Below are 13,007 nucleotides of genomic sequence, written 5' to 3'. Positions count from 1 at the left end.
CGGCCTTATAAAAAATCAGGAAAATACTACACGGACTGCGCGGCAGCAGTAGGGCTCAGTCAACGAATTGGGGGGTTCCGGTTCCCAGATCAATCAGGTGGCGTTCCTGGACAAAGATCAGCTTGAGCTTCTCGTTCTCCGGACGGTTACGCCACTCCTCCCGCTCGATTTCATTGCTTTGATAGATGATGATCGGATTGGGTCCAAAGTCATTGATCAGCGGAAAGCCGATCGATTCAACGGTAATGCTCCGGCCCGATGACAGTGCGTGATCAAGAATGGCGATGATACCACAGGGCTGTTCAGCCATCAGCCAGAAAGCGGATGCGGCCTTCTCGCGGCGATCCGGTTCAACATAATCCAGATAATTGGCTCCGGTCATATCGTGCCCGAAACGCTGGTTGATTGCCGTTCCCTGCAGGCGGATCATGATCTGGTCCTTGTCCTGCAGCTCATAGACAATAATATTGGGCAGGATAGAAGGAATATCTTCGGGCAGGAAACTGCTTTTCCGGGGCAGAAGTTCACCTTCAACCCTTGGTAAATTGCGCCAGTAATCATAAAAAATCTGATTTCGCGGGTTTCTGATCTCGAACAACACCGCCCCCTTTATGTAAGATTTTCTACCCGTACTGGCTATACTACAGCGGAGAAGCCCCTCAAGAAAAGCTTGATTATAAACAATTAATCATTTCCAGCAAAACATTGCCCTGCAATGCAGCATTTCTTCAACAAAGCAATGACCATACAGCCGGGAAAATCCTGCGACTAAAACAGCACCGGTGGAAAAATCCACTGGAAAAGCAAATTTAATCAACGAAAACCGGTGCACCATTCCCGATATCAATGATCTGCCGGCTCAGGACATAAATCCACTTGAGCTTGCCTTCATCGTCGTGATCCGGGCGCTTGCTTTTTTTGATCTCGTTACTCTGATAGATGATAATCGGGTTTTTACCTGTGTCGTTAATCAGGGGGAAACCAATTGCCTCGACAGTCACATAACGGCCAGAGGACAAAGCCTGGTCAAGTTCGGCGACGATACCAAAAGGATGCTCTGCCATTTGCCAGAAAGCCGAGGCTGCCACATCGCGACGGTGCGGTTCAACATAGTCGAGGTAATTACCCCCGGTCATGCTCTGCCCGTACTGCTCGTCAATCGCGGTTCCCTGAAGCCTGATTTTTATTTCGTGCCGGGAAATGACCTCGAAGACCAGCATATTTGGCAAGAGCTGAGGAACCTCTTCCGGCAGGAAGCTGCTTTTACGCGGCACAAGACACCCCTGATCCCGCGGTAAACTTTGCCAATAATCAAAAAATCGTCGATTTTTTGAATCCTTGATCTCAACCAATCATGCCTCCACATAGGGTTTTTCACCCTGTCATTCCTCTGACTATATCCGCTAAAACAGTTTAGAAAAGGTTGATAAAAGGCAAAGAAAAAAAAAGAAGCCGATAAACAAAAACACACAACCCCTCGTTTTTTATCTCTTGACCAGAACAACGTCAAATGCTGAAATCAAATGGCCTTTCTATTATAAGGCAGAAAGCGAATGGTCAGGCTCCAATGTCGTAGCCTGGACCCTGCTTCCGGTTGCTGTTTCATAACAGCCGGGGTGACGACGCTTTGACAAGACACGAAATTGCTCGCCAAGGGATTACTGTTCCCGTGGCTCTGATATCCAACCCCTAACTCATCTGCCCATCTCCTGTCACATCAGGCTGTGGGGTCCGCGTCTGAATGACGAAGAGCTTTTCTTTTGGCTCTGGCATTTTTGCCTTCCGGTTTTTTTGCCTTTGGCCTTTTTGTCTCTGGATCCCATATAGCGGTCAGTCGTGATCTGGAACGGATTGAGGAAGCCAGAATAGACCAGAATAGAACTAGACAAATCAGTCCGTTTGTAGCGCGACGCCTTTCAGCGCTGCAAGAGGCACCCCGAAAACAGACAAGATACTTTGAAAGACCGGTTCCCATGCTGACACTTTTTCATACTCCCGGTGCCTGTTCTCAGGCTTCACGCATTGCCCTCGAGGAAGCAGGTGCTGACTATCAGGTCCAGCTTGTCTCTTTTGCGACCGGGGATCAGCACAAAGCAGAATACCTTGCGATCAACCCAAGGGGGCGGGTTCCGGCCCTGGCAACAGAAAACGGTATTCTGACAGAAACCCCGGCAATTCTGCTCTATATTGCGCAGCGTTTTCCCGAAGCAGCCCTGGCGCCATTGCAGGATATCTTTGCTCTGGCCCAGGCGCAGTCTTTCAACAGCTTCATCAGTTCAACCCTGCATGTTGCCCATGCCCATGGCCGCAGGGGCAACCGCTGGGCCGATGATCCGGGTTCATTGGAAGACATGAAACGCAAAGTACCGGAAACCGTTGCGGCTGCCTTTACCCAGATCGAGGAAAATCTCTTCAAGGGCCCCTGGGTTCTCGGCGAAAACTACAGCATCTGCGACGGCTACCTGCACACGGTCGCGGGCTGGATGGAATCAGACGGGATCACTCCCACCCGTTTTCCCAGGCTGCTCGATCACAGAAGGCGGATGGAACAACGCCCTGCCCTGCAACGCCTGAATGCCACAGAAAATTTATAACCGAAATTTCATATCCGGGTAAATTCTGCCCCCGTTACGATAAAGATTTAAAACAATGAAAAGTGATCACTCCCTGGCCGAGATTCCTGGAAGTCCCGCCCCGATTAACAGCTCGAAACCCGAGTCCTTTCAACCTCAGCCAAACCATAAACACCGCAAGGTCCTCACTCCGCTGGGACTGCCCGAGTTTGTTATCCTCTTCGCCCTGATCACCTCGCTCACGGCACTGAGTATTGACGCCATGTTGCCAGCCCTGCCCCAGATCGGGCGGGATCTCGGCGTCGTTGATCCGCGCAACAACCAGCTGATTATCACCCTCTTCATTTTTGGCATGGTCTTCGGTGATCTGCTCGGCGGCCCGATTTCTGATGCCATCGGCAGGAAGCCCGCCATTCTGCTCGGTATCTTCATTTATCTGGCTGGAACCGTGGTTGCCATGACGGCCCAGAGTTTTGAACTGCTGCTTCTGGGACGTGTCATTCAGGGGATTGGTACTGGCGGACCCAAGATCGCCTCGCGTGCACTGGTCCGCGATCAGTACGAAGGTGCTGCCATGGCCCGGGTCATGTCGCTGATCATGATGATCTTTATTCTCGTGCCGATGGTTGCCCCGGCCTTTGGCCAGCTGGTACTGGCTTTTGGTCAATGGCGCGAGATCTTCCTGTCGTTTCTGTTGCTTGCCAGCATTGCTGGCGGCTGGCTGTGGCTGCGTCAGCCCGAAACACTGCCGCAGCAGGCCCGCCTGGCTTTTTCGCCAGCCAAACTGGTTCGCTCGACCGGGCGTATCATCCAAAGCCGCAGCATCATGGCCTATTCCCTTGCCGCCGGGTTGATGTTCGGGGCCTTGCTGGTCTACGTCAGTACCTCACAGGCGATTTTTCATGACATCTATCATACCGGTGATGCCTTTGCCTTTTACTTTGCCATTCTTGCCTCCAGCATTGCCGTTTCATCCCTGCTGAACAGTGCCATGGTGATGCGCTATGGCATGCATAGACTGGTCGTGATCGCCCTGACAGGCATGACCGGGTTTGCCGGACTGCTGTTTGCCGTCGCCCAGCCCTATGAGGGCATTCCTCCCTTTGCCGCCTTCATGGTCATTGGCTTCCTGCTGTTTTTCTGTGTCGGGATTCTTTTTGGCAATATCAACGCCATGGCCATGCAGTCACTGGGGAAAATGGCCGGGCTGGGAGCCTCGGTCATCGCGTCGATTTCCAGCCTGGTTGCCGTGGTCGTCTCTATCGGCATAGGCCGGCTCTATGACGGCACGGTCATGCACATCGTCATCGCCATGGGCGGCTGTGGTCTGCTCTCGCTCGCGCTGGTGATCATTGCCAAACACAGTAAAACCGACACCTTGCAACCGGCTTGATCCTTGACTATCTCACCCGGGAACATGTTTTTTGAAAGTCACCTGAATGTCCGACCTTACAATTATCGCCAACATCCAGGTCAAGCGTGACAAGCTTGATCTGGTCAAGGCCGAGCTGCAAAAGCTGATCCCGATTACCCGCGCAGAAAAAGGGTGCCTTCAATACGATCTGCATCAGGACAATGACGACCCCTGTCACTTTGTCTTTGTCGAGAACTGGACCAGCCGTGCCTTGTGGCAGGATCACATGCAGGCACCCCACCTCGCCGCCTTTATCGCGGCCACCGAGGGCACCATTGAAAATATGATTATCAATGAAATGACGCTGGTCTGAAAGTTACAGACTTCAGAAGAATGACACGGGTTGTCGTTCCGGCCTGTAATGCGGAACGACACCCAGTGACAACACCTTATTGATTACGCTCTCTGATTCCGTTCTTTTATCACACGGGTCTTTTATCACGCGGGTCTTTCATCACACGGGCATTTTCCGTTGCTGCCGCCAAAGCGAATAGATCCCGGTCGCCACCACAATAGCGCTTCCCGTCAGGGTCCAGCGATCGGGTATTTCATCAAACACCAGATATCCCAGCGCAATGGCCCAGACCAGCAGGCTATAGCGAAAAGGCGTAACAAAGGCGACTTCGCCACAGCGCATCGCCATGATAATCGAGATATGCACCAGCATGATAAAGGCGGCTGACCCCGCCAGAAGTCCCACCGTTCCGGTGGTTACGGCTTTCCACTCCATGGTCGGCAACAGCAGCGCGCAGACCAGCGTCACGACTATTCCGGTAACGAAGGCCACAAAAACCGACGGCAGTCCGCTGGAGAGCCTGCGTGTCGCCAGATCCCTTGCCGCAACAGACAACATGGATCCCAGCGCCCAGAGAGAATAGACGTCAAACCCCTCTCCCCCCGGACGGACAATGATCAGAACCCCGCAAAATCCCAGGGCAATGGCACCATATCGCCGCCATCCGACGGTTTCACCAAACAACAATGCGGCCCCCAGCGTCAGGACCAGCGGCACCGCCAGCAGAATTGCCGTGACATTGGCAATCGGCATGTTGAACAGCGCCATAAAATAACAGAGTGCTGCCCCGACTTCCCCTGCCACGCGCAAGCTCAAGACCAGACCGTCGGACCGCGTGACCTTGGGAAACAGCTCTCGGCGATACCAGGCCAGTGCCCCCAGAACCACGACAGTAAACAGGCCCCGTAAAAACAGCGCCTGGAACAGGGTCAGGTCCTCGGATACCAGCTTCATCAGGGTCACATTGCCGATAAAGGCGATTTGTCCGAACACCATCAGACCGGCACCCCGAAGATTACCTGCTGACAAAGGCACCGTCATGCCTGTTTCGCTCGTGTTGATACGGTAATCCTGGCTCATGTCTGTTCCTGCATCAAGGTCTGCTCAAGTTCTACTGGCCCCAAAACAAGCCCGAGATTATAAACCCGAGAATAGGCCCGATAACAGCTGAAGCGCGAACAGTTCCTATCTGTGCCGCAGCACTTCTGGTGCAACCACATCACGTTTGAGTTCCAGCGCATCGCGTTTCTGCAGGCGGCGTTCGCGGTAGAAGGTATAGATCCCCGTCGCAACAACAATAAAGCTGCCGATCAGGGTCCAGCTGTCCGGCACATCGCCAAAAACAAACAGTCCCAGCAGGATCGCCCAGATCAGAATGGTATAGCGGAAGGGCGAGACAAACGAGATTTCCCCGGTACGCATTGCCGAAATAACCGTCAGATACCCCAGCACCAGAAACACCCCGGCCCCTGTCAGATAGGCTACCGATTGCAGTTCAACCGGACGCCAGCCCGAAAACGGCAACAGCACCCCGGTGGTAATCGTCAGTCCAATGGAGGTCAGCAAGGCAACCAGCGACGAAGGAATACCACTGGCAATCCGTTTGGTCGCCAGATCCCGCGCGACGATAAAGACCACCGACGCCAGAGCCCAGAAAGAATAGGCATTAAAGCCCTCGGCCCCCGGACGCACGATAATCAGCACCCCGCAAAAGCCGATCAGGATCGCACTGTACCGGCGCCAGCCCACGGCCTCGCCCAGAAACAGCGCCGCGCCCAAGGTTACAGCCAGCGGCAAGGCCTGTAAAATCGCTGTGGAATTGGCAATCGGCATGTTGAACAGGGCGGTAAGATAACAGAGTGTCGCCCCGACCTCCCCCACCAGCCGCAAGCTGAGAATGCGATGGTCACCCTTTGTCACAGCCGAGAGCTTTACCCCCTGATACCAGACCAGAATCCCCAAAAGCAGGGTGGTAAAAAGTCCACGCAGAAATATCGTCTGGAACAGGGAAAGGTCAGCCGAAACCAGCTTCATGATCGCGTCATTGCAGACAAAAGCCGCCTGCGAAATCACCATCATCATCGCCCCGCGAAAATTATTCGCTGTATTGCTTCCTGATCCTGCCGACATCCACCTGCTCCTGTAATGGTCCCCTCATAGAGCAAGGTTTCAGATTTTTTTGCAAGGTGTGATTGTGAATAATGTTATAGCAAATCACACATAACGATCCGGTTTTACGCCCCCCAAAAATTCCCTGTTCCACGACGATGGTATGACAAGATCAGCAAGAGTGTTATTCCCGCAGGAAACCTCAGCCCCTATATCCAGCACCATACTTTACTGCTGTATAGCTGATATTCCCCGCCAAACCTTTCTCTCATCGCCGCGTCTTCAAAGGGATGCCCCCCAACCGATAAACAGAACCAGCCGCCCCCATAAGAGTCTCCAGCCATGTTCGCAAAAAAATGCAGCAGCGCGAACCCTTCCCTTGATGGACCGGTTTCATCTGATAGCTTTCCTGATGTCCGTATCTTTATTGTCTGTCCTGTTTTACCGGAGACCTTTCTTGCGTTCAGCCTTCCGCGGTTTTGTTTTCCTCCTCACCCTCGGCTTTGTGTCCCCGGTCAGCATTCATCCTGCCAGTGCAGCCGACCTGATCACTTTCTGGGATCAGCCGCAACGCGGCGGCAACAGCTTCAACCAGGCTGTGCCAGATCAGGCCTATTTCAATGCACTGGCGGATACGGGTGCCACTTGGGTACGCCTGACCTTTAGCAAGTGGAAAGCCACAGAGCGCGATTTCCTGCTTGGCTCAGCCGATGACTATCAAGCGATTCCAGCCGCAGATCTTGCGCTATTACGCGGGGCACTGGATCGCGCAGACAAGGCAGGGTTAAAAGTCGTGCTCGCCCCGCTCAGCCTGCCCGGTGCCCGCTGGCAGCAACAGAACGGTGGCGTCTTTGACCAGCGCCTCTGGAGTGACCCGGTCTATGCCGATCAGGCCGTGGCTTTCTGGTCCGATCTGGCCAGCGCCCTGAAAGACCACCCGGCCATCGCCGCCTATAATCTGATCAATGAGCCTGCGCCCGAACGCGGTACCGGACTGGCCGAAAACGGCACCGCAGCAGACAGGCAGGCCTGGTATCAAAAACACCGGGGAACGCCACGCGATCTGCCCGCACTCTATGAAAAACTGATCACTGCAATCCGCAAGACCGATCCTCTGACCCCGGTAATGCTCGATGCCGGGTTCTATGCCAACGCCCTCAGTTTTGATTACTGGCCCAGCCCGCTTCCCGCTGCTCTTGCAGATGGCCGGGTGCTCTATGCCTTTCATATGTACGAACCCTACGAGGCCACCAGCGCGCCCAACATGAAACGGGCCGAGCCCTATCGTTATCCCGGGGTCGAGCTGGACTATGGCACAGGCCGACAGATCTGGAACAAAGCGGCAGTTCAGGCCCATATCTCCGCCCCCTTTGACTGGGCCAGAACACAGGGCATTCCCGCCAACAGACTGGTTGCTGCTGAATTCGGCTGTATGCGTTTCTGGTCAGACTGTGGCCGCTACCTCGAGGATGTCACCGATATTCTCGAGAAAAAATCAGCTCATTGGGCCTTTTATGCCTTCCGCGAGGATGTCTGGGACGGCATGGATTACGAGCTCAGTCCCTCTGAACCATCAGGACGGTTTTACTGGCTGATGGAAGAAGGCCGCGGCGACGAACTGAAACGAAACGGCCCGCTGTTTGAAATTCTCGGCAAAAGACTTAAACCCTGAAAATAAACCTGCTGATCCCGGAAACCTCATGTAAGGAAAGACAACTGGCAAAAGTGAATAGATGAAACTGGCTCTATGATCCCGTCCCGGCATGGAATAGACTTCTGTGAACAGGGAGAAAAATCATGACACGCTGGGCCGTTCTTTTTACTGACAGTCCCGAAATGCTGGATGTTCGCGCCGACAAGGCGCGCCGGGATGCGCATGTCGCCTATGTTCGCGCCCATCCGGAACTGTTGATCGGCGGCGGTTTGAAAACCAACCCGGAGGGGGATTTCTGTGGCGCACTCTGGATCGTTGAGGCCGCAGCACGTGAAGATGTCGTGCAACTGATCCTGCGCGATCCTTTTTACAGTTCGGAATATCGGCGCTATGTCATCTATAGCTGGGGGAAAATTCTGGAAGACAAACAGGTCCTGCTCTAGGCAAGCCAGCTGTGTCAGTGGAAAAATCCAGCGGCAAGCTGATATCCCTTGCCCTATCCTGCCGCTGCCCAGCTCCCACTGCCCAGATCAAAGATATACTTTCGAACGATCAGATCTTATTCGGACAGTTCTTCAACCATTTTTTGTGCCAGAACGACCCAGTCCTCGATCAGGGTTTGTGCCATAACCGCGTTCCCGCTCCCTGCGCCAGCTTTTTCACGGTGCCCGGCCAGTCCCTCGACAATAGCCCGAACCTGTACGGCAGACAGCTGCACCCGAAAATGATCGCTGTTCCGGTTTCTTTTCTGCACCAGTTCATCCTGCGCCTGTGACGCCTGAGAAGAATGACTTTGCAGGGCTTTCCCGTGCACGATGTTGCGCACCTCCAGGGCCAGCTGCGGGGCAGAACCGCGCAACAGTTCATAGGTCAGGACCAGACTGCCGCGGCTGAAAACATCCGCCTGCCGCGAGACAGAAGCAAGGCCATAGAAAACTCCAGCATTCTTCTCGTCGTCCATGATCTGTGTTTTACCCTGTAATTGTGCCCTGTAATTGTACCGGGTGTTTGTGTCGAGTGTTTGTACCGGGTGTCTGTACCGGCAAGTCCTGGCCCTGTAACAAAAGGAAAATCAAAGCCGGACACCACAGCATACAGCAGCCTGCATGCCTCGTCTTGTTACATTCTTCTGACAGCAGGAATCATATTTTCATCCGGACCATTTTTTCACCGGACAGAACCAACTGATCGTCCCCGGTTTCGGCAAACCGAAAGCACCGGGGACGATCAGGGCCGGACTGGTTCTAGAACATCACGCGCAGTCCGGTGACAAAGAAGACTTCGTCGGTCTTGCCGCCATCCTCTTTGACCAGATCACGGGTGTCTCCGAAGTTACGCTCGTAATGGACCCCGACATAAGGGGCAATGGTCCGGTCCACCAGGTCATAGCTCAACCTCACCCCGGTTTCGAGTGAGGACAAGCCCCGCCCGATGCCGACCTCTTCATCTTCGGAAAAGGCGATATTGACCTCTGCCACAGGTCGCAGGATCAGACGGTTGGTCAGCAACAGCTCGTAATCCGCCTCCAGACGGGTCGAAAAATCACCTTTCTCGCTGAGAAACAGATCTGCATCGACCTCGAACCACTGCGGGGCCAGCCCGGTCAGGCCCAGAACCGCATAGCCCCGGTCTTCGCCCACAGGGGCGTCATAGCGCAGGCCCGCCTTGGCGTCCCAGAAACCGCTGACAGGGATTTGCAGCAACCCTTGATGCTCCAGCGTTTCAAAAGCGCTTTCATCCAGCGCATACTCGCCCGAACTTTCCAGCCGGAATTTGAGCTCATCCGTGCCGACAAAGGCATAACCATCCCAGGCGGCGACTTCGTTGTCATCGCTGAAGCGATATTCGAATTGCTCGATGTTCGTCCCGTAATAGACATAGGGAACCGGCTCCACTGCCCAGGCCAGGTTGATCGGGGCAAAACTGACAGCTACGCCCGTCAACAAAGCGGTGATGGGGACATTGGATCTTTTTTTACAAAAAATGTTCGTTTTCATTAGTGGTGTCCCTCATGCTCGCTGACAGGTGCCGGGGCTGTCACACTTGCAGGTGCTTCAGCCGCGGAAAGTTTGATTGGCTGGTCTCCGCCCTCGACAACGATCTTGCGGAACATACCTGTGGCCATGTGGTAGGTCAGGTGACAATGGAACGCCCACTCGCCGGGGGCATCCACTTCGGTTTCAGAATAAACCGTGGTCCCCGGAGCAATCGAGATGGTGTGTTTGACCGGGTTCCACTTGCCATTGCCATTATCCAGGATCGACCACATACCATGCAGGTGCATCGGATGGGTCATCATGGTTTCATTGACGAACTTGAAACGGACCCGCTCGCCGTACTGCAACCGGATCGGGTCGGCATCTTCATACTTCACACCGTTGATCGACCAGCTGTAACGGCCCATGTTTCCGGTCAGGCGCAGCTCGATTTCCCGGGTTGCGTCCCGATGTTCATACAAGGGTTTCTGTGCCTTGAGATCAGCATAGGAAAGAAACTTCCCGCCCTCGGCGGCCACCGGGGTCAAACCGCTGCCCGGCGCATAGAAAGGATCAGCGCTCGCCTGCTTCTTCATTCCCGGCATATTGGAATGATCCATACCCGGCATATTGGAATGGTCCATACTCGGCATATTGGAATGGTCCATTCCCGGCATATCACCGGAAGCGGATTTGGACATGTCCATTTGAGAGTGGTCCATTTGAGACATATCCACCTGGCTGTGGTCCATCTGGCTGTGGTCCATTTTGGCGGGATCCATTTGGCTGTGATCCGTTTCTGGTACCTCACCCTCAGACATGTCCATGCCAGAGTGATCCATTCCTTCCATGCCGCCCATATCCATACCCATATCCATTCCGGCATGATCCATGCCCATGTCCGCCATGGTCAACAGGGGCTTGGCCCGCAGTTCCGGCAGGGCTGCAATCATACCTTCACGGGGGGCCAGTGTCGCCCGTGTGATGGCTGTACGCCCCATGGATTCTGCGATAATGCCATAGGCCTGATCGTCTTTTGGCTGCACGATCACATCAAAGGTCTCGGCCACGGCAATACGGAATTCGTCCACCCTGACCGGCTGCACATTGTTACCATCGCTACTGACCACGGTCATCTGCAGGCCGGGAATGCGGATATCAAAATAGGCCATGGCCGAGGAATTGATAAAACGCAGACGCACCCGTTCCCCCGGGGCAAAAATTCCGGTCCAATTTCCTGTCACATCTTGGCCATTGATCAGGGGGGTGTAGCCCTGCAGGTCCTCGATATCGGTCGGGGTCATGCGCATCTCGCCCCAATCGCCACGATCAGACAGGGTTTTGGCAAGTCCCTTGTCAGCCATATCGCTGAAGAAATCACCAAGGGTGCGCTGGCTGCGGTTGTAATAGTCATCCATCATCTTGAGATTGCGCAGGATGGTTGCCGCGCGGTGCGGATGGGCATCGGTCAGCTGCACGACATAATCACGATCAAATTTGAAGGGATCGCGCTTTTTCGGCGTAATAACAATCGCACCATAGGCACCATCAGGTTCCTGCAGGTGGCTGTGGCTGTGGAACCAGTAAGTGCCGGACTGAACAATGGGAAATTTATAGGTAAAGGTTTCACCCGGCGCGATGCCATCAAAGCTGATCCCTGGCACCCCATCCATTTCCGGCGGCAGTATCAGACCGTGCCAGTGGATCGAGGTTGATTCCGCCAGGTTGTTGGTCACATTGATGGTAACCTCTTCGCCTTCTTCAAAGCGCAGGACGGGCCCCGGCGAACTGCCGTTATAGCCGATCCCCTCACGGGTAAAATCGCCTGTCCTGATGGTTACAGGATCAACCGTCAGATCATAGACGGCGGCTGAGGCCGACGTTGTCTGCAGCCCAGTGAATGCCAGAGCGAAAGCCAGAGCAACAGCCACAACCGCGGTCAGGGCTGTTGCTCTGGGCAACAGCGCAGCAATCCTGGTTGTGATATCTGTTTTGTATTGAATCATGAATATTTCCTCGAAAACCGCGTTACAGAGACTTCTCCAAAGGATGTGTCTTCTGCTTCGCATGAAACGCACCAGACTTTATTTCTTGCCAGAAAATGCGGGGCTGTCCCCAAACTGACAAAGCCCGTCGGTGAACATCTCGATCTGTGGTTTGTGCTTTTGTCGCGGCACCGGGGAAGCCAGAAACTCTTCTGGCGCCCCCTTTGCCTTCTGCTTCTGATCAGTACCCGCGATCACGAACCAGGGGTGAATTTAAAATCACCCATCATGCCGCTGTCATAATGACCAGGTACGTTACAGGCGAATTCCAATTCTGCTGCTTCAGAGAATTTCCAGATAATCTCGGCGGTTTCACCGGGTTCCAGGAGAACAGAGTTCGGATCATTATGTTCCATGGTCTGGCCATTCCCCATGTCCATGTGCATCATATCACGGTTGATCCTGTCAGCCTCGAGAATACCGTGATTGACCATCATTTCCATCTCGCTTTGATGGGCTGCGTGCATGGCGGCGGTGCCGATGTTAAATTCATGAACAAACTCGCCATTGTTGCGGATAACAAAACGAACGGTTTCGTTTTCCTTCACACCGATATGTTCGGGCTCGAAATAATTATCCTGAAGCGAGATTTCGATGGTGGTTGTCACTTCTGCGGCAACTCCGGCCTCGCCGATGGCAATCCGGGATGTTTCACCGTGCGTGGCATCCGCAAAGCCCGGTGAAGCCAGACCAAACGAGAGGACAAGACCGAGAACGGCCGAAAAACCAAAAGCGGATGAAAGCAGGGCATTACGACGGGTATCAACGTTAGACATGATAGCTCCATAAAAGGATATAACTGTTCATTTTCAGATAATTAATCAGAATGATCGCGACACACTGTCCCTGCATCCTGAAGACATTCAGGGCGGGCTCGACAGGCAAGGTAGATCTCACTTCACACCTGTATTCTTGCCTGCTGTTCTCTTGCAAAGATCACA

Annotated in this window: 13 protein-coding genes; 5 read left to right on the top strand and 8 right to left on the bottom strand. The window is 53.9% G+C overall.

The genetic code is table 11. The features are described 5' to 3' along the window. Window positions 1-55: 55 nt before the first annotated feature. The gene (locus tag O4H49_RS02795) at window positions 56-601 is read right to left on the bottom strand and encodes a PAS domain-containing protein (RefSeq protein ID WP_269421891.1); all 546 of its coding nucleotides are present in this window, start codon (window positions 599-601) and stop codon (window positions 56-58) included. Window positions 602-809: 208 nt separating this feature from the next. Next, on the bottom strand, window positions 810-1,352 hold the full coding sequence (locus O4H49_RS02790; RefSeq protein ID WP_269421890.1) for a PAS domain-containing protein: 543 nt from the start codon (window positions 1,350-1,352) through the stop codon (window positions 810-812). A 408-nt stretch (window positions 1,353-1,760) separates the two neighbouring features. Here O4H49_RS02790 and O4H49_RS02785 point away from each other — a divergent pair, with 408 nt between their 5' ends. The 3 genes from O4H49_RS02785 to O4H49_RS02775 are packed head-to-tail and all read left to right on the top strand — an operon-like array spanning window position 1,761 to window position 4,300. Continuing rightward, the gene (locus O4H49_RS02785; RefSeq protein ID WP_269421889.1) at window positions 1,761-2,594 is read left to right on the top strand and encodes a glutathione S-transferase family protein; all 834 of its coding nucleotides are present in this window, start codon (window positions 1,761-1,763) and stop codon (window positions 2,592-2,594) included. A gap of 55 nt (window positions 2,595-2,649) precedes the next feature. Beyond that, complete coding sequence (locus tag O4H49_RS02780; RefSeq protein WP_269421888.1) at window positions 2,650-3,966, top strand: multidrug effflux MFS transporter; 1,317 nt, start codon at window positions 2,650-2,652, stop codon at window positions 3,964-3,966. Window positions 3,967-4,012: 46 nt separating this feature from the next. Continuing rightward, entirely contained in the window at window positions 4,013-4,300 is a 288-nt protein-coding gene (locus O4H49_RS02775; RefSeq protein ID WP_269421887.1) for a putative quinol monooxygenase, read from the top strand. Window positions 4,301-4,441: 141 nt separating this feature from the next. Here the strand turns inward: O4H49_RS02775 and O4H49_RS02770 are convergent, their stop codons facing one another. Then, window positions 4,442-5,362 carry a DMT family transporter gene (locus O4H49_RS02770; RefSeq protein WP_269421886.1) on the bottom strand — a complete coding sequence of 307 codons (921 nt, stop codon included), beginning with the start codon at window positions 5,360-5,362 and terminating at the stop codon, window positions 4,442-4,444. 105 nt (window positions 5,363-5,467) lie between these two features. Beyond that, the gene (locus O4H49_RS02765; RefSeq protein WP_269421885.1) at window positions 5,468-6,412 is read right to left on the bottom strand and encodes a DMT family transporter; all 945 of its coding nucleotides are present in this window, start codon (window positions 6,410-6,412) and stop codon (window positions 5,468-5,470) included. A 436-nt stretch (window positions 6,413-6,848) separates the two neighbouring features. Here O4H49_RS02765 and O4H49_RS02760 point away from each other — a divergent pair, with 436 nt between their 5' ends. Together O4H49_RS02760 and O4H49_RS02755 are read left to right on the top strand one after the other, a co-directional pair. Further along, window positions 6,849-8,063, top strand: coding sequence for a glycoside hydrolase family 5 protein (locus O4H49_RS02760; RefSeq protein ID WP_269421884.1), 1,215 nt, complete (start codon window positions 6,849-6,851; stop codon window positions 8,061-8,063). A gap of 125 nt (window positions 8,064-8,188) precedes the next feature. Continuing rightward, window positions 8,189-8,488: a YciI family protein gene (locus O4H49_RS02755; RefSeq protein WP_269421883.1), complete on the top strand. Its 300-nt coding sequence runs from the start codon at window positions 8,189-8,191 to the stop codon at window positions 8,486-8,488. Between the two features lie 116 nt (window positions 8,489-8,604). Here the strand turns inward: O4H49_RS02755 and O4H49_RS02750 are convergent, their stop codons facing one another. The 4 genes from O4H49_RS02750 to O4H49_RS02735 all read right to left on the bottom strand — a co-directional run bounded on the left by O4H49_RS02750 (window position 8,605) and on the right by O4H49_RS02735 (window position 12,842). After that, a complete protein-coding gene (locus tag O4H49_RS02750; RefSeq protein ID WP_269421882.1) occupies window positions 8,605-9,006 on the bottom strand; it encodes a hypothetical protein in 402 nt (133 codons plus the stop codon). 283 nt (window positions 9,007-9,289) lie between these two features. Continuing rightward, window positions 9,290-10,042, bottom strand: a complete 753-nt coding sequence (locus O4H49_RS02745) for a copper resistance protein B (RefSeq protein WP_269421881.1) — start codon at window positions 10,040-10,042, stop codon at window positions 9,290-9,292. Continuing rightward, entirely contained in the window at window positions 10,042-12,027 is a 1,986-nt protein-coding gene (locus O4H49_RS02740; RefSeq protein ID WP_269421880.1) for a copper resistance system multicopper oxidase, read from the bottom strand. Before O4H49_RS02740 ends, O4H49_RS02745 begins: the two co-directional genes overlap by 1 nt. Window positions 12,028-12,260: 233 nt before the next feature. Then, complete coding sequence (locus O4H49_RS02735; RefSeq protein ID WP_269421879.1) at window positions 12,261-12,842, bottom strand: cupredoxin domain-containing protein; 582 nt, start codon at window positions 12,840-12,842, stop codon at window positions 12,261-12,263. Window positions 12,843-13,007 lie beyond the last annotated feature (165 nt).

This window comes from Kiloniella laminariae, assembly GCF_027214005.1.
Taxonomy (GTDB): domain Bacteria; phylum Pseudomonadota; class Alphaproteobacteria; order Kiloniellales; family Kiloniellaceae; genus Kiloniella; species Kiloniella laminariae_A.
The sequence above is the reverse complement of the archived record's forward strand: the minus strand, read 5'-3'. Positions and strand labels throughout refer to the sequence as shown.